Origin of the sequence: Bradyrhizobium valentinum, from assembly GCF_001440405.1 — a bacterium.
GTDB lineage: Bacteria > Pseudomonadota > Alphaproteobacteria > Rhizobiales > Xanthobacteraceae > Bradyrhizobium > Bradyrhizobium valentinum.
Genome location: NZ_LLXX01000173.1, coordinates 1 through 17,245, shown reverse-complemented (window position 1 = coordinate 17,245; position 17,245 = coordinate 1). Strand labels below are relative to the sequence as shown.

The 17,245-nt window shown below is 61.9% G+C and carries 11 protein-coding genes and 1 pseudogene; 3 read left to right on the top strand and 9 right to left on the bottom strand.

Annotated elements, in window-relative coordinates; translation table 11 throughout:
• Positions 1-254: 254 nt before the first annotated feature.
• Complete coding sequence (locus tag CP49_RS30670) at positions 255-908, bottom strand: winged helix-turn-helix transcriptional regulator (RefSeq protein ID WP_057853983.1); 654 nt, start codon at positions 906-908, stop codon at positions 255-257.
• A gap of 281 nt (positions 909-1,189) precedes the next feature.
• Here CP49_RS30670 and CP49_RS30665 point away from each other — a divergent pair, with 281 nt between their 5' ends.
• Both CP49_RS30665 and CP49_RS30660 read left to right on the top strand, forming a co-directional pair.
• Complete coding sequence (locus tag CP49_RS30665; protein ID WP_057853982.1) at positions 1,190-2,347, top strand: acyl-CoA dehydrogenase family protein; 1,158 nt, start codon at positions 1,190-1,192, stop codon at positions 2,345-2,347.
• A 525-nt stretch (positions 2,348-2,872) separates the two neighbouring features.
• Positions 2,873-3,325: a cupin domain-containing protein gene (locus tag CP49_RS30660; protein ID WP_057853859.1), complete on the top strand. Its 453-nt coding sequence runs from the start codon at positions 2,873-2,875 to the stop codon at positions 3,323-3,325.
• 645 nt (positions 3,326-3,970) lie between these two features.
• Here the strand turns inward: CP49_RS30660 and CP49_RS30650 are convergent.
• The 7 genes and pseudogenes from CP49_RS30650 to CP49_RS30620 form a co-directional block, all read right to left on the bottom strand.
• Positions 3,971-5,098, bottom strand: a complete 1,128-nt coding sequence (locus CP49_RS30650) for an FAD-dependent monooxygenase (RefSeq protein ID WP_057853857.1) — start codon at positions 5,096-5,098, stop codon at positions 3,971-3,973.
• 78 nt (positions 5,099-5,176) lie between these two features.
• Positions 5,177-6,532 carry an FAD-binding oxidoreductase gene (locus CP49_RS30645; protein WP_057853856.1) on the bottom strand — a complete coding sequence of 452 codons (1,356 nt, stop codon included), beginning with the start codon at positions 6,530-6,532 and terminating at the stop codon, positions 5,177-5,179.
• 23 nt (positions 6,533-6,555) lie between these two features.
• Positions 6,556-7,539: a GlxA family transcriptional regulator gene (locus CP49_RS30640; protein ID WP_057853855.1), complete on the bottom strand. Its 984-nt coding sequence runs from the start codon at positions 7,537-7,539 to the stop codon at positions 6,556-6,558.
• Between the two features lie 57 nt (positions 7,540-7,596).
• On the bottom strand, positions 7,597-7,896 hold the full coding sequence (locus tag CP49_RS48050) for a hypothetical protein (protein ID WP_057853854.1): 300 nt from the start codon (positions 7,894-7,896) through the stop codon (positions 7,597-7,599).
• A 299-nt stretch (positions 7,897-8,195) separates the two neighbouring features.
• A pseudogene (locus tag CP49_RS49470) lies at positions 8,196-8,360 on the bottom strand (SAM domain-containing protein); the annotation flags it as partial.
• Positions 8,361-8,795: 435 nt separating this feature from the next.
• Positions 8,796-11,237 carry a spermidine synthase family protein gene (locus CP49_RS30625; RefSeq protein WP_245310946.1) on the bottom strand — a complete coding sequence of 814 codons (2,442 nt, stop codon included), beginning with the start codon at positions 11,235-11,237 and terminating at the stop codon, positions 8,796-8,798.
• A gap of 542 nt (positions 11,238-11,779) precedes the next feature.
• Complete coding sequence (locus tag CP49_RS30620; protein ID WP_197423288.1) at positions 11,780-12,931, bottom strand: mannosyltransferase family protein; 1,152 nt, start codon at positions 12,929-12,931, stop codon at positions 11,780-11,782.
• A gap of 502 nt (positions 12,932-13,433) precedes the next feature.
• On the opposite strand from CP49_RS30620, the gene CP49_RS30615 reads away from it, so the two are divergent.
• On the top strand, positions 13,434-15,176 hold the full coding sequence (locus tag CP49_RS30615) for an adenylate/guanylate cyclase domain-containing protein (RefSeq protein WP_156438748.1): 1,743 nt from the start codon (positions 13,434-13,436) through the stop codon (positions 15,174-15,176).
• Positions 15,177-15,442: 266 nt separating this feature from the next.
• On the opposite strand, the gene CP49_RS30610 is transcribed toward CP49_RS30615, so the two are convergent.
• Positions 15,443-17,245 (bottom strand): efflux RND transporter permease subunit (locus CP49_RS30610; protein ID WP_156438747.1); only part of this gene is annotated, 1,803 nt, incomplete at its 5' end.

Sequence of the window (17,245 nt, the reverse complement as noted above, 5' to 3'; positions counted from 1 at the left end):
CTGTGCCGCGATGCATGAGTCAGCTCATGGCACTTTTCAGACCTGACAGCCTTGGCTGGCAATGTCCGGTATGGAGGGCAAAGCCGACCTCCCGATTGCGCGTCCCGACTTCTCAGTTTGACCCAACACGGACATATGGCCCGCGCAGAACAGATGGAACTGATAGGAAAGACCGACCCCAAAGAGAGACGAGCGCAGGATAAGCCGATTAGGAAGGGACCCCTCCGGCCCTAGCGGTAACCGCCTATTTCCAGCTACACCGCAGCCCTTTGCCCCTGCGCGAAGGGGCTGAGACCCAGCCATTGCTGCATCGATTTGGCGATCGAGCTGTCGCCGGTGACCTTGATGCGGCCGGCTTCGACTTCGCTGTTCAGCTTGGCGACGCCCATCCACACCGCTGTCATGGCGCGCAGGGGGCAGCTGACATAGAGGTCGACTTCGTAGCCAGGATCGGTGAGGCAGAGGTCGACCTTCTCGCGCTCGACCACAAGCCACCATGATTTCCGGTCGGGCCGCATTTCCGGATAGATGAAATTGATGGTGGTACGGCGGGGCGGCAGCGGCGTCGGCTGCAGGTTGCGCCGCATGTCCCACATCAGCAGCCCGGGATCGAGATTCTTCAACGACAGCGTCGATTCGACCCAACGCTGCCCCCAGAAGCCGAGCGCCATCACGATGCCGCGCAGATCTTCGCCCGCTTCGGTCAGCTTGTAGTCCACCACGCCGTGCTGATTGGTTGGCACGGCGACGATCACGCCGGCTTCTTCCAATTCCTTCAAGCGTTTCGACAGCAGCGTCGGCGACATCCGCGGCACGCCGCGGCGCAGTTCGTTGAAGCGCGTGGTGCCGCAAAGCAGTTCGCGCATCACCAGCGCGGTCCAGCGGTTGCAGAAGATTTCCGACGCCATCGCCACCGGGCAGAACTGCCCATAGCTTCCGCGTTCGCTTTTGTCGGGCAACGGGATCTCCTTTGCACACGCGAGGGCAGTACAGATACTATACCGCTCTGGCTGCCGATTGTGACATGGAAGCGAATAGTCGAGTGTTTACAGTGGCCTGTTTTGCTTGCGGCGGATCGTCGCCGCGGCAGTACACTTTCTGAACTGGAGGGATATTACGCCCGGGCCTAGCTTCCGGGCATTAGACATCTCGCTTACTCGCGAATGTCCCAATGAATGGAGCGATGACCATGAGCAGCAACGCAGCACGCGCCGTCGATGCGACAACGCACCGCAGCCCCGTCGAGATCGCCCGCGAGCTCGGCCCCACCTTCGCCGAGCGCGCCGTCACCACGACCGACGAGGACCAGTTCGTCGCCGAGAATTTTGCCGCGTTGAAGGAAGCGGGCCTGGTCGAGGCCGGCGTGCCCGCCGAGCTTGGCGGCGGCGGCGCCAGCATCGATGAGCTCGCCGAAATGCTGCGCATCCTGGGCCAGCATTGCGGCTCCACCGCGCTGGCGTTTTCCATGCACACCCATCAGGTCGCGATTCCCGCCTGGCGCTGGAAGGTACAGAAGGCGGCGCCCGTCGAACCCTTGCTCAAGCGCATCGCTGCCGAGCGCATCTTTTTGCTGTCGAGCGGCGGCAGCGACTGGATCGGCGGCTCCGGCAAGGCCGAGAGGGTCGACGGCGGTTATCGCATCACCGCGCGCAAGGTGTTTGCCTCCGGCTCGCCGGCCGCGAACCTGTTCATGACCACCGCCGTGCTGGAGAGCGAAGGCGAACCGGCGCAGGTGTTGCACTTTGGTCTGCCGATGAACTCGCCGCAGGTTAAGGTGATGGACAACTGGCGCACGCTCGGCATGCGCGGCACCGGCTCCAACGACGTCTTGATCGACGGCCATGTGGTGCCGGAGGCAGCCGTCGCGGTGAAGCGCAAGGCCGGCGAATGGCATCCGCTGTTCCAGATCATCGCAACCATCGCGTTCCCACTGATCTATTCGGTCTATCTCGGCGTCGCCGAGAGCGCCCGCGACATCGCGGTTGGTGTCGCGAAAAAGAAGAAGGTCGATAACCACATGATCCAGCTCGCCGGCCGCATGGACACCGAACTGGCCGGTGCGCGCCTTGCTCGCGAACACATGCTGGCGGCAGTGCGGCTCGATGCGCCTTCGGCCGAGACCATCAACCAGGTGATGACGGGCCGCACGCTCGTCGCGCGCCACGCCATCGCCACCGTAGAGCTTGCGATGGAACTCGCCGGCGGCGCCGGCTTCTACCGCGCCACTGGGCTGGAGCGTCGCTTCCGCGACATCCAAGCCGCCCGATACCACCCGCTGCAGACCGGCCCGCAGGCGCAATACGCCGGCTCGATGGCGCTCGGCCTGCCGGTGGACAAGGTGTTCTAGATACGCACGGATCTCCTCTCTCTCCTCCCGAAAGAAGCGGTTGAGGGGTCTGTCTCCGAGCGAGGCAGGCCTTTCACCCGTTTGCGACTCGTCTCTCCCGCGCTCAGGGAGAGAGGCATTGGCACAGCCCGAGTGTTGATTGATTGGATGCACCTTCTCGGGTGGTGGCGGACAACGCGTGATCAACGGTTAGTTGGCTAGCGCGATGCCGTTGCGCCGCCCGTGAACCACGCACCGGGATTGATTATTTGAATGCGTCAGACGACCCGCGAAAGCCAAATAGACACTCCCCATTTCCGCTTCTGGCACTTTTCAGACCTGACAGCCTTGGCTGACAATGTCCGGTATGGAGGGCAAAGCCGACCTCCCGATTGCGCGCCCCGACTTCTCAGTTTGACCCAATTCGGACTTGGTTCGCGATGGACGGTTCAAGCCGATCCGAAAATGAATTTAAGCGCTTCAGTCTGAGTTTTTGCTGTATCCTATTGGGCCTTCGAGCTCCGCAACATTTGGGAGGAGGTTAGGATGAACAAGTCCTTTGTCGCCGCCACTTTGATCGCGTTGGCAAGTTCTGCGATGGCTCAAGATGCGATGAAGGTGGTCAAGCCCGATGGGCTGACGTGGATAGAGCATCCGGTCTTCAGGGGCGTGCAAACCGCCATCTTGATCGGTGACCCAACAAAGGCCGAGACGATCGTCCAGCGGGTGAAATTCCCGCCGAATTATAAAGTTCCGCCGCACACTCATCCCTATGCCGAGGTCGTCACCGTGATGAGTGGCAGCTTTGGGAACGCCATGGGGGAAAAGTTTGATCCCTCGAAAGGCGAGATATTGAAGCCGGGCTCCGTCTTCGCGCTGCCGGCGAAGCACCCCCATTATGTTTGGACGACAAACGAAGAAACGATGGTCCAAATTGTATTCACCGGGCCGGGGGGCATCGTGTTCATCGATCCAGCCGACGATCCGCGCAAGAAGTAAAAACGAAGCGCCGAAGCATAAAAAGAGGCCGCCTCAATCGGCGGCCTCTTTCGTCATTCCGGCACAGGCGCGATGTCGGCTGTTGGCACCTTTCGGAAGTGGTGATCCCGATGCGTGATGTCCGCAGTTGGGGGACGACCGGAAGTGGTCAGCGGTGGGACGAACCGACGCGATTGACCCGGAGCAGAAGTCGCAGACCAAGACGGCCCGAACCTCTGACACGGGGCACCAGCCTACGAATCCGGAGGTCAGGAGTTCGAATCTCTTCGGGCGGGCCACGCCCGACGATGATGGGCTCTACGCTATAGCACTCTAATCCAGTCGATTCTTACCATCTGAATAGCATAGCGCCCTAACCACGAATATTTGCGGGACGACCGGCCACGGAATCTCGCTGACTTAGCCAGGCTCGATAAGGATTTCTTTGGGGTTTCGCATGATCGTTGCCGCAATCTCCACGATTCCATTCCGTGTGTTCGGCAGGCGTAGATACGCCGCCGCTAGGTGATAGTGACCTGCATCAGAAGAAAAACCATCAGGGGCGAAGTGTCCAGGTGCAAAGATTTCGGACCAATCAAGTAGCTGGGCTGCACGGCGCTCGGGCGAGGTCTTGCGCTTCCTTCGCAGGAGGAGGCATCTCATGGGTTATGGAAGATCCAGCAGCGGCCGATAGTTGGCCCTGTAAAGCCGGCCCGACAGCAGGCGCACGAACACGTCGCGCACCATCGGAGGAAGACTGCGCAGATGGTCTCGGCGATCGGTCTGTTGGTGCACCCAGCCCACACGCGCCGATCGCCTGCGGACGAACTCGGGGACGACTTCCGATGCGGCGCCCGCGCGCGAAACAATCTCCGCCAGGACCAGTGCATCCTCGAAGGCCATCGCCGCGCCGCACGCCATGTTGGGCGACATCGCATGGGCTGCATCGCCGATCAGTACGACGCGTCCTTGGCCATAGCATGGGTGCGCGACCTCCTCGATGGCCGAGAAATGGATCGGGTCGGCTGGCTCGAGCTGGGCAAGAACCTCGGGAATCGGACTGGCGAAGGCGACGAAATTTTCACGGAGTCTTTCGATGCTCCTTTGCGCAGGATCATGGATGGACCGGGCACTGGCCTTGTCCGCGTAGCAGTATGCCAGTTCATTGCCGATTGGCAGCATCAAGAATGCGGACTGCGGGCCGAGAAACACCGTCCAGCCTTCGAGACCCGGCGGCCGACGAACAATGAAACGCCATCCCACCTGGCCGCGAAACTCGACGCCCAAGTCTCCGTACTCCAATTGCCGAATGGACGACCGGATGCCGTCCGCGCCCACGACGAGGTCGTAGGTTTCGCAGGAGCCGTCGCTCAGCTGAACCCGGACGTGATCCTCATGCTGCCGAAGCGATTGCACCGTCACGCCGAGTCGAATGTGCGAGCCTGCCGCCTGTTGCGTGAGCAGCTTGTGCAGATCGCTGCGCGCGATCCCGAAACATGGGCCGCATGGCTTCCAGAATGCTCCGGCGTCGATCGAGGCGAGGCGCGTGCCTCGATGGTTGAACAAGCGTTGCGTGCGGATGACGCAGCCGTTGCGTGCAGCGTCGTCGGCGACTCCCAGGGCCTGCAGGGCGCGCGTCGCGCTACCGATGAGGTACAGACCGGTGCCGGGCGCTGTCCGGTCGCTCCCCCGCTCGACGATGGCGGCCGACAGCCCCCGCTGACGCAGGGCGATCATCAGCGCCAAGCCTGCCAGTCCGCCACCGACAATCAGCACGCGCTCGACTTTGGCCATGAGTCGTGCCTCAGCTGACGGTGCGTGCCAGGAAGGACTGGACTGCTGCCTTGTAGGCCAATGCGTGCTTCTCGTGCATCAGATGCGATGTTCCGCGACGTTCTGGTTGCCTCTGAAGAAGTTGTCCGGGTCGTACTTCGCCTTGACGGCCACGAGCCGGTCGAAGTTCGCGCCGTAGGCGGAGCGAACGCGGTCGGCCTCGTCGTCACCGAGGTTGTTCACGTACACCGCGTCCTCCACCCACGGCCGCAGTGCGGCGTGCAGCTCGCGCGTCCAGCGAATGTTGCGCTCGTCGTCGGCGGAATCGTCCCACTGCGTCAGAATGAGACAGTCCCACTGGTCGTGACGATGCGCGAACGCCGTCTCTGTCGGGGACACCCGCGCCGCCTGCCCGTGCATCTGCTGGAGACCGACCTGTGTGTACGGCGAGGGGCAGGTGGCCGTAAACTCGACCAGCACGTCGATCGCGCCCTGCTCGAGACGGCGAAGGAAGCTCGCCTTCCAGTAATGCCGGCGACCGCGTGGAAACGCGCCATCACCGCCCCGCTGCAGATCCACGAAGCCCATGGGGGCGATGCCGTCGGCGACCGGACTGTCAAGTGACCGCAGCGGCTTGAGCAGCCGCTCACCGACGTCTAGCGGACCGATCCACGCGACCTTGACGCCGACCACCTTGGTACCGTCTTCCGCGGTGAAGAACCCGGCGTTGAGGCTCAGCTCGTCCGGGCAGGCGCGCGCGAACTCGTCGTAGAAGGGCAGCACGTGCTTGGCGCGGGCAAGCGGCCACGCGATTCCACCGCCCACCACAGGTCCAACCTCGTGCAGGCGGTACTCGAAGGAGGTGACCACGCCGAGGTTGGCACCCCCGCCGCGCACCGCCCAGAAGAGGTCGGGATGTTCGGTGGGGGCGGCGACCAGCAGGCGGCCGTCCGCGGTCACGATGTCGACGGATTCAAGATTGTCGCACGACAGACCGTGCTTGCCTCCGAGCCACCCGATGCCGCCGCCCAGGGTCAGACCGGCGATCCCGGTTGGGGAGACAATGCCGGTGGGCGTGGCTAAGCCGAAAGCCTGACAGTCGCGGTCGAGGTCTGCGAGGGTCAAGCCCGCCTCGGCGCGGACCCTCCGCCTCAAGGGATCGACGCGGCAGCCCTTCATCCGCGAGAGATCGATCATCAGCCCGCCGTCGCACACCGCTTTGCCGGACACGTTGTGCCCACCGCCCCGCACGGAGATCTCGAGCGCCTCCGCCCGCTTGAACCCGATGCAGGCGACCACATCGGCCGCGCTCGCACAGCGGGCGATCAGGGCTGGCCGCCGGTCGATCATGGCGTTGAAGATCCGACGGGTAGCGTCGTAGTCGGCGTCCTGGGGAAGCAGGATATCGCCGCGAAGCTTGGAGCGGAAGTCGTCGAGCGCGCATTGCTTGATCATCTTTGTTTTCCTTTGAGAATCTCCTACGACACGGCGGTCGTGCGGAAGCGGCTCCGGTAGCCCTTCGGGCTCACGTCCAGCGTTCGCCGAAAGGCCACGCGCATCGTTTCCTGGCTCCCGAACCCGCACGTGGTCGCGACGTCCGGAACGCCGCGCGATGTCTCCTCAAGGAGCCGCCGGGCCGCCTCCACGCGCACGCGCTCCACGAAACACCCCGGCGTCATGCCCACCTCGCGCACGAACACGCGGAAGAAGTTGCGCGGGCTCATGTTCACCCGGCGCGCGAGCGCTTCCACGGAGAGGTCGGCGCCGGGATGGTCGAGGACCCAGGCCTGCATGTCGCGGAGTGGCTGGCGATCAGCCATCTGCGTGGAGAGCTGGACGCTGAACTGCGCCTGGCCTCCCGGCCGCTTGAGGAAGATGACCATCCACTGGGCCACTGCCAGGGCCACGCGACGGCCAAAGTCCTCCTCCACGAGCGACAGCACGAGATCTATGCCCGCCGTGGCGCCGGCTGATGTGTAGACATTGCCGTCCCGAACGTAGATAGGATTTGGCTGGACTCTGACGCCAGGAAAGCGCCGCGCCAGCTCGCCGCAAAAGGCCCAGTGCGTCGTCGCACTGCGGCCCTCCAGGAGCCCCGCCTCAGCCAGGACGAACGATCCCGTACAGAGCCCGACCACTCGCCGGGTCCGCGGTGCCATGCGCGCCAGCCAGCGCACGAGCTCCGGGTCGCGCCTCGCGTCGTCGGGCCCGTCGACCCCGGTGACGATCAAAGTGTCGACGGGACCACGGACGGCGCGGTACGACCGATCGACGACGATCCGCAGCCCCGGCCAGGCACAGACAGTCTCGACCGGCGACACCACCTCGACGGCGTAGCCCGCGTCGGATGCACCGGTATGGCTGGCATGCTCGTTGACGGCATAGAAGATGTCGAGGATGCCACCCACGTCAACGACCTCGTTGCAGGGCATCGCGACCACTACCACACGCGGCATAGCCATCGCCGCCTCCTGTCTCCGGGATACTCGCCGGAATCTTCTTATCTCATCTCCTTCATCTCATCTCGGACCCATGTCAGCAATGACAACCACTCCACGGATTCTGCCAACGGGAAGAATGAGGGAAATGGGCAAGGTGGTTGACGCCGGACTGAAGCGGCCCTTGCGCGAGCGGCCCTTGCGCGCCATGCCGCTACTGGCACTGTTCCTGGATTTGCCCATCTCGCGTTCGACGGCAAGCTCGCGGCCATGGCCCAGGGCCTCGAACCGACTGCCGACCAGGCTCGCGCCCAGGACCCGCCAGACATGCACCGCATCGAGCTTGGCCACGGCTTCGAGCAAGGCGAGGCCCGCGCGCACCGTTTGTTCGGCGTCCTCCTCATGAGGTAACCGAAATAAGCCAGCACGCCGTCACCGAGATACTTGGCAAGAAAGCCGCCGGAGCTGGTGATTACCTCGGCGCAACGGCGGTGATAGGCGCCGATGATGTCGCGCAGCTCCTCCGGATCGAGGCGTGCAGACAATGCCGTCGAACCGACGAGGTCGGCGAACATGACCGTGAGCCGGCGGCGCGCAGCTTCGGGAGCCGTGCCGCCGGAGCGGTCGGGCTCGATCGAATGTTCGGTCGTGTCGCGAAAAGTTTCGGCTCGCAACGCGGCGATCGCATCGAGGAGAATACGGCGATGGCCGATCGCCGTCACGCCGAGGTCTCTGAGGTCCTCGGCCGTCAGCTTGGGTAGAGTTGCCTCATCGATCGCGTTTTCCCGGAATGCCTGCTCGTAGCGTTCCAGGCCGAGGCCGCGCAGCCAGGCACAAATATCCATGGCATTCACACGCACACTTGGCGGCACTCATCCACAGGCTCTGGCCGCCGCCACGTCGGCAACTACGGTAGCTGCGCGCCGTCGGTCGAACCGCTCGCGGACTAAGCCGTCGCACCAGAATGAGATAGCCAGTTTACCCCACCCCGCGGGGCGGAACACGTTTTTTTGGCCCGTGAAGCGCTGGAACCTGCGGATCAACCCCGGAGCGAGCCCGTGAGGACTCCCAGAGAACGACGCTCACCCTCACGATCTCACCGACGGATCGCGCGCTCGCCGACGGGGTGATCGAGTGAGAGGGCTACTTCCGTTGTTGACGCATAGCCGTCCTGCGCCGCATGTTGCGCTTGCCACCACCATTCGCACCCGCAGTGGGTGCGACCGCCATTTCCCCACTGTCGTCTTATCTGGCCGAAGATGCGGTATTCGGACTTCCCTTTACTGATGTGGCGTCTTTTCCTGCGATACGAGCCCCGGGCTAACGGCCGCCTTCGCGGCTGACATGTCGATAGACTGCACCCGGCGGCTTGCAACGATCACGATGGCGCAGACCGCATAGGAGCACACCCCCAGCGCATAGGTCTTGGCGATGCCGAACTGGATCGACAAGGCCATGCCCAGCACCGACGCCAGCATCGACGTAATTCCGTTGGTGCTCCAGAAGAACGGCAGCAGTTCATGATGACGGCGCCAGACACCGAGGCCAAGCGGGAACATCATCCCCATGCAGAATGCAGGAGGAGCCAGCAGCAGGACAGACACCAGAATACGCATGTCGGTTGACAGCGACCGCGCCCAGGTGGTGATCAGCGGCGTCAGCAGCCCTGCCACCACGAGCGTGGTGAAGAGGGCGGCAATCCTGAAGGCGGTGACGCGTGATCGGGAGGAGGTGTCCGCACCGACCGTGGCGCTGCCAATCCCGCTAAACAGAAGAATTGTGAATAGCACTACACTCAGCCCGTAGACGGGATGTCCGAGAAAGACCATCAGGCGCTGCATCTGCGATATCTCGATCAGCATGAAGCCCATCCCGATCGCGCTGAAATAGGCCACGGGCGGCGTCAGCGTCGCCATCGGCATCCGCCTCGCAAGACGGAGGAAGGGCAGCACGATGTAATATCCGCAAGCGCAGAGCGCTACGACGATGAGCAAGCCGGTGATGCCGATCGCGGCATTGTTGCTCATGATCTCCCAACCATGCGTGCTCAAGAAATCGCTAAAACGCGACGTATAGAAGAAGAACGGATTGTCGTCCGTCGAAGCAGCGATGTTTTCCGGCAGCGAATCGAAGAAAGCCTGGTCCGCCTTGTCGGACAGCAATGTCGAGGTGACGGCATCGAAAGTGACGTCCGGCCCCAACAATAGCTTGAAGCCCTGCGCCTGAAGTCTCTCGCGCGCGCCTTGCCATTCTGCGTCGCTGAACGCGTCAGGCCGGGTAATCACCGTCACGATGCCGCCGACGTTGACCGCGACGACGTGATGCCGCAGCTCCCCGGCCGACACTCCTTTGCGCTGCAGCGCGCTCGCGGCAATCGCGATCAGTCGGTATAGCTCGCCACGGTGCTTCTCGGCATCATACCAGCGTGATACCGACAACAGCCCGCCAGGCTTGAGCGCCCTGTAAAAATCATCCCACGCCTCCACGGTATAGAGACGATTTTCGGTGAGCGTCAGGCCACCGGCCGCCGTCGCCGCCCAGGTGTCGATAAGTGAAATCTGCACCAGGTCGTATCGCTCGGGCGAGTGGTTGATGTAGCTTCGCGCTTCGGCATTGACCAAGGACACGCCGGGCTGGCGATCGAGATGGCCGGAGAAATCGGCGAATTTTTCGGTGAGCACTTCGAAGATCGCCGGGTTGATCTCAATTCCGCGAATCCGGCTGGCGCCGAAGAGCAGACCGGAAAGGATGTCACGACCGCCGCCGACGCCGACGACAGCGACATCGGCCGCCGGCTGCACGTGGTAGGCCGCATTGATGACGTCATCTTTCAGGTAGGCGAGCTTTCCAATGTCGCCATCATACCTGGTGATGACCGTGCCGGCATCGGCATCGATGTCGAGGTAATGTTGGTCGACCCGGGCATCAGGAGTGCGGGCCAGACCCCAGCCGAACGGGACCTTCCCGGCCAATTCGCGCACCCTTACCCGCGAATAGGTATTCCAGCGTTCGAACAGCGTGCCGGTCTGTTCGGCGCCCTTGGCCCAGAACACACCCAGATGGCTTCGACCGGTCAGGTCAAGGCCGGAGTGCACGGTGGCCGCGACGGCCAGCGTCAGCGCGACAGCCCCGCTCAAACGCACGCTGCGGACGTCTTCGCTGCGCCTCACGACGATCCAGCCAACGCCGGCAGCGACGGCTCCGATCCATAGAGTAGCGCTTACGGGATCAATCACCAGCAGCACGAAGATCACCCCGAGACATCCAACTGCGGCGCCCAGGAGATCGGCTGCATAGAGCCACCCGCCGCCATATGGCAAACGCGTCAGCAGCAACGTGATGCAAACCCCGCCTTCCGTGAACGGAGCCACGAAGGCGATGAGCGCCAGTGCCAGAGCGAGGGGTACATTTTCCGCGGATACAACGAGCGGCACGCACAGGAAGACGATCATTGCGCCAACGCTGCTGAGTGCGAACCATGATGCATGGCGGGCGAATTCGATTCCGACCCGCTCGGCGTCATAACGGGCGGGTTTGCCGTACACCTCCATCGCTCCGCGCGTAAGCCCGAGCATGGCAAGCGAAATGGCGGCAAATGCGAAATGATGATGGAGCATAACGCTGAAGAAGCGCGTTATCAGTATCTGGTAGGAAAGCGTCGCGGACGCCAGTACAAAGATTGCCAGATAGTAGCGACCGTGAATCTTGGATATGGATTGCAAGTCGCTGCCCTCTTGGTGGAGCCCTGATGGGTTCTATTGGGTGCGCTTTGACCAACTCGCGCTACACATGATCGCCGGACAACTCCTAATAACCCGTTGATATGCCCGCACGAACTGGGTTCTGCGAGCATTCCTCCTATATTCAGGCTCCGATTGTAGCAGCGGGCGGGCCGGCTCTGCAGGAGTGGGTTCCACCGTCAGGCGCAACATCATCCGTCACATAAGCATAATACCGTCAGAGAAGCTGAAGCGCATCAAGCAAACCATGCGAGATTGGTAGCGGGTCGTGGTTCCGTGATTGCCGCCTCGACTTCCTTATAAGCCAATCTGCGCGACTCTCGGTCAGCCATGCGGTTATTTCGGCCGGCTTACGGCACGTTTGACGTGCCGACGTACCCTCCGCCGATCGGGGTGGACCGGAAGTGGCTGGCGACCGTCACGACGATGCGATTGACCCGACATTCGATCTGAAAAATTATGGTGGACACGCAGTGTGAAACTGGCTCGCTGCTCAAGCATGTCATCGCGAGTATTTGTAGCGATCAACCAATCCAAATTCTACGAGCAAACAACGCGGTGTTCATGAACAAGGATGCGCCGAAGAGTCCTATCACTCCTGCCAAAAGCCACTTTGCTCGCAATCCTAAATCAGCCAACGTCACAAACAGGGGAAATGAAACGAGATTAAATCGACTCATGGAGACGAAGCCTGCTGGCCCGCCGCTGAGTGTTAGATATGGCAGAAGCAGGACAGCCATGGCGAACAGTGTCCAGCTTGAGCGCAGTCGAGACCAGCCCAAAACAATCAGGATAATGAACAATAATGTAAACCAGCTAGCCTGTCCCCAAGGATTCCAGTCATTGAGCATCATTCGCGTGAACGGCTCAAACTTTAGTGCCGCAACTAATCTTGTCGCTAGCGTCGTTCCTTGATGGAAAGCCGTCTGGCCATCCACAAAAGCAAACGGAGTTCCGAAAGCGCTCCAAAGGTAGATCATGAATAGCCAGAGGCCCGACGTCGCAAGAAGGACGCTTGGCAGGAGGGCAAGGAGGAACTTCGTCTGATCGCGATTGGCCCACATCTCCCAAAGAAGGACAGGCAATAGGACGACGCCCGTCGATCGAGTAGAGACTGCCAAGCCTGCAAGCAGTGCTGCCGACAAGTAGTACTTTCGTTTCAAAGCATGAAAAAACGAGACGATTAGCAGCAGTGCTAAGGGCTCGGTATACCCGGCCGATAGCAAGACCGAAGCGGGAAAAAAGCTGAGCAGCGCCGTTGTGGCGAGAGCCAGTTGATCACCAAATTCCTCACGAACCAGCTTGAAAAGGACGACGATCGCGAGCAATCCCGCGACGTTCGATACCAACAGCAATGCATCCGCAGGCGTGAGACCGCTAATCGTCGCCAAGCCCCGTGCGAGCATCGGATACAGCGGGTAAAATACGATGTTCTGTTGAACAGTCGGATCGCCGTTATACTGATAGCCATCTGTGACGATCTTGAAATACCATTCCGAATCCCATTGCAGCAGTTGGTGGTACCAGATCGGTCCCGCAGACCAGACATCCGGCCCCGAGGGCAAATATTTTTGGGAGAATACCAGTCCGAGTGCGACCACCACCCGCGAACAAAAAAATATCAAGATGGCCAAACAATAGGGAAGCCAAGAATCTTTCCAAGTGGGATAGCGCATCTCCATTCCATAGTGTCGCTCGGTAAGAGCCCAAGATCAATTGCCCCAGGTGTACTGCCTTGACATTTGGCGGGCATGACCCGGCAGACTTCCGAACGTCCTGCGTTGAGATGGATCTCGGCCAGCCTGAAGATCTGCATCGACTCTTGGAGGACGCGGGCTTGGCAACCGTGATTTTCTGCTTCTTGGGGGAAAAGCGAACCTGGTTAGGCCGGTTGAATGTCGCCTTGTGGCACGAACCGGACCAGCCGGGACGGTCTAACGATGTCCGTTTGTCGGGGGTGGACCGGAAGTGGTCGGCGAACGGTCAGAACGGCGCTAATGACCCAACTCGGACCTCCCGAAAGATGACGCACGTTCATTGCTGCTGTGCCACTGCCCGGCATAATGCCCACTTGAGAGACAATCGGGCTCCTTCGATTACCGCTCACAGGTGCGCAACAAAGTGGTAGGGTCCCCTTGTCCCAGCGGCGTGGGTCAGTCTGGTCGTTCGGAGGGCGCTGTGACGGAGCAGCGGGTTCAAAGGCGATTAGCGGCGATCTTGGCTGCCGACGTGGTCGGTTACTCTGCGTTGATGCAACGCGCTGAGGAGGCCACCTACGCCGAGTTCGAGCGGCTGAAGCGCGAAGTAATCGAGCCTGGCCTCTCCTGCCACGACGGGCGGCTGATCAAGACCACGGGTGACGGCGCGTTGGCCGAGTTCGCAAGTCCGTCGGCTGCGGTGCGATGCGCTGTGAACATACAGGAAAGCATCGTATCAGGCCGAAGCCCCCTTATGCTTCGTATTGGGGTCAATCTCGGGGAAGTTATCGTTGGAGCTGACGGCGATCTTTTTGGCGACGGGATCAACATTGCGGTCCGGCTGGAGGGGACCGCCGATCCGGGCGGCATCCTGATTTCCGAGAAGGTGTACAGCGAGGTCGAGGGCAAGCTGGATGTTGGCTTCGAGGACCGGGGCGAACAGCGGCTCAAGAACATCTCCAGGCCGGTCCGCGCTTACGCTGTTCGCGCGGGAGCGCACAGCATACTGATCGATAGGCTAAGTGCGGCCCCGCCACTCCCGGACAAGCCTTCCATCGCCGTGCTGCCGTTTGACAATATGAGCGGCGATCCCGAGCAGGAATACTTCGCGGACGGAATGGTTGAGGAGATCACCACCGCGCTTTCGCGGTTCAAATGGCTGTTTGTGATCGCCCGCAATTCGAGCTTTACGTTCAAAAACAAAGCCGTCGATGTGAAGGAGGTCGGACGCAGGCTTGGCGTGCGCTATGTCCTCGAGGGGTCTGTGCGCAAGGCATCGGGGAAAGTCCGCATCACCGGGCAATTGATTGATGCGATTACTGGCGCACACATTTGGGCGGACAGGTTCGAGCGTGACCTCACGGATATTTTCGTTCTCCAGGACGAAGTCACCGTTGCCGTGGTCTCGGCCATTCAGCCAAGATTGCTTCAAACAGAAATCGATTTGGCGGCGCGGCGGCGACCGGAGGACCTCACCGCTTATGATTTTTATCTCCGGGCTTTGCCGCAGTATTACCTATCGACCCGCGAAGGGCTGGCAGAGGCGCTCAGGCTGGCGCATCGCGCTCTGGAGCTGGACTCTCGGTTCGGCTTTGCCGCGGCTCTGGCCGCGAACTGTTATACGCTTAAGGTCCTTTTGGGCTATGACGACCCTCAATTCAACCGCAAGGAAGCAGTTCGACTGCTTCGCCTGGCATTGAGCATCGACGATAGTGATCCGGAAACGTTAGCGTACGCTGCCATAATCTCCGCGTTCATGGTCGACGATAGTGAAAGTGGAATCGAAATGGCTGATCGCGCGGTCGCGCTCAACCCAAATTCATATACGGCATGGCGCGGCAGAGGCTGGGTCTATCGAAATGCGGGGCTGCCGGAGGAAGCGGTCCGGAGCTTCGAACGCGCCGTGCGCATGAGCCCGGTAGACCCGACGCTACACCGGTCGTTTACTGGGATGGGGATGGCCTTTATTGAGCTTCGTCGCTTTGACGAGGCCATCGCCGCAGGGAAGAAAGCCCTTCGTCAGAACCCCTCCCATCCGACAGCGTACCGCTGTCTCGCGTCCGCTTTCGCCCACCTCGGACGCGACGCCGAGGCGCGTGAGGCGGCGGCGCGTGTGCTTGAGACCGATCCCGGTTCTACGATATCTGCGTTCATCGCCCGGGGCGGACAATCAAACGCGAAGCTGTTGATTGAGGGGCTTCGGAAGGCGGGGTTGCCCGAGTAGCTCCCCGACGTCCATGAGGTGATCGAATGCCGGCATTCTGCTGCGGCGCATGAGTCCGGTGATGGCACATAGCGTCGTTTCGCTGCTATGCAGCAGCACGTCGGCTATCGGGGCATAGCGGACTCTGGCGCGGCGTCAGCCCGGCAAAGTTATGGGTTCACGGACTGGATGCATCGGCCGCCGCCTGCGCCAAGGCTTCTCGACGGCCCGAGACCGCAAGTCCCGGCGAAGCCCTGGCGTCGCAAGGTGGCGGGGCACGACGAGTGTCAGGATTTCGCAGGCGCCGGCGGTCCGTACGGCTCGCTCGCCGCATCCTCTACCACCTTTGGCTCCCGGTCCCCCGCCAGCACGCGCTGCACGCTGACGAAGAACACCGGCACCATCAACAGCGCCAGGATCACCACCGCGATCATGCCGCCCATGACGCTGGTGCCGAGCGCCTGCTGGCTGGCGCCGCCGGCGCCCGTAGCAATGGCCATCGGCAGCACGCCGCAGACGAAGGCGAGACCGGTCATCAGGATCGGGCGGAAGCGCAGCGAGCAGGCTTCCACGGTTGCCTCGACCAGCGGCTTGCCTTGCGCGCGCAGGTCCTTGGCGAATTCGATGATGAGGATGGCGTCTTTTGCCGCAAGGCCAATAATGGTGATCAGTCCGACGGTGAAATAGACGTCGTTGGGCAGCCCACGCATCGTGGCCGCAATCACCGCGCCGCAGATGCCGAGCGGCACCGTCAGCAGCACCGCGAGCGGAATGGTCCAGCTCTCATAGAGGGCGGCGAGCAGCAGGAACACCACCAGCACCGAGAGGCCGAGCAGGAACGGCGCCTGCGAGCCGGACAGCTTTTCCTGCAGCGACTGGCCGGTCCATTCGTAGCCGAAGCCACGCGGCAGCTTGTCGGCGAGCCGCTCCATTTCCGCGATGGCGTCGCCGGAGGTGAAGCCGGGCTTGGCCTCGCCTGAGATGCGCACGGCGGGATAATAGTTGAAGCCGGCGATCTGGGTCGGCCCCCTCGACCACTGAACCGTGGCGAAGGCGGAGAACGGCACCAATTGCCCGCGACTGTTCTTGACGTTGTAATTGAGGATGTCGTCCGCGTTCATGCGGCTGGCGCGGTCGGCCTGCACGATCACGCGCTGCATCCGCCCGCGGTTCGGGAAGTCGTTGATGTAATTCGAGCCGAGATTGGTCGAGATGGTCTGGTTGATGTCCTCGAAGGTGACGCCGAATGCGCCGGCCTTCTCGCGGTCGATCACCAGATTGACCTGCGGCGCCGGCGGCAGGCCCTCGACATAGACCTTTTGCAGCACGCGGCTGGCATTGGCTTCCGCGATCAGGCGATCGGACGCAGCGACCAGCGCCGGATAACCCTTCTGCCCGCGGTCCTGCAGGCGGAACGAGAAGCCCGAGGAATTGCCGAGATTGTCGATCGGCGGCGGCTGCAGCGCTGAAATCCTGGCGTCGCGGATCGAAGATAGCTCGCGGTTGATGTCGGCGACGATCGCCGCAGCGGAATCCTTCTTGCCTCGCTCCGACCAGTCCTTCAGCGTGATGAAGGCCTGCGCGGTGTTCATGCCCTGGCCGAGGAAGCTGAAGCCGGTCAGGAACGTGACGTCCTCGACGCCGGCGCGCTCGCGGAGATATTTTTCGACCTGCTCGACCGCGGCCTCGGTGCGTGCATAGGAGGAATCGGACGGCGTCTGCACGTCGGTGGTGATGAAGCCCTGGTCGTCGACCGGCAGGAAGCCGCCGGGCAGCCGGACGAAGGCCCAGCCGAGGCCAATGAACAGCACCGCGTAGATTGCCATCAGCCGGCCGGTGCGCTTCAGCGATCCCTTGACGGTGTGCGTATAGCCGCCGCGGCCGCTCTCGAGCACACGGTTGAACCAGCCGAACACGCCCTTCTTCGCATGACCATGGCCTGCTTCGACCGGCTTCAGCAGCGTCGCGCACAGCGCCGGCGTTAGCGAGAGTGCCAGCAACGCGGAGAAAGCGATTGCGGAAACCATGGTGACGGAGAACTGGCGGTAGATAATGCCGACCGATCCCGGGAAGAACGCCATCGGCACGAA

Coding starts and splice junctions, on each gene's coding strand:
- CP49_RS30665 (WP_057853982.1), top strand. CDS start 1,190: ATGAGCAGCAACGCAGCACGCGCCGTCGATGCGACAACGCACCGCAGC.
- CP49_RS30640 (WP_057853855.1), bottom strand. CDS start 7,539: ATGGCTATGCCGCGTGTGGTAGTGGTCGCGATGCCCTGCAACGAGGTC.
- CP49_RS30650 (WP_057853857.1), bottom strand. CDS start 5,098: ATGGCCAAAGTCGAGCGCGTGCTGATTGTCGGTGGCGGACTGGCAGGC.
- CP49_RS30645 (WP_057853856.1), bottom strand. CDS start 6,532: ATGATCAAGCAATGCGCGCTCGACGACTTCCGCTCCAAGCTTCGCGGC.
- CP49_RS30670 (WP_057853983.1), bottom strand. CDS start 908: ATGGCGTCGGAAATCTTCTGCAACCGCTGGACCGCGCTGGTGATGCGC.
- CP49_RS30620 (WP_197423288.1), bottom strand. CDS start 12,931: ATGCGCTATCCCACTTGGAAAGATTCTTGGCTTCCCTATTGTTTGGCC.
- CP49_RS30660 (WP_057853859.1), top strand. CDS start 2,873: ATGAACAAGTCCTTTGTCGCCGCCACTTTGATCGCGTTGGCAAGTTCT.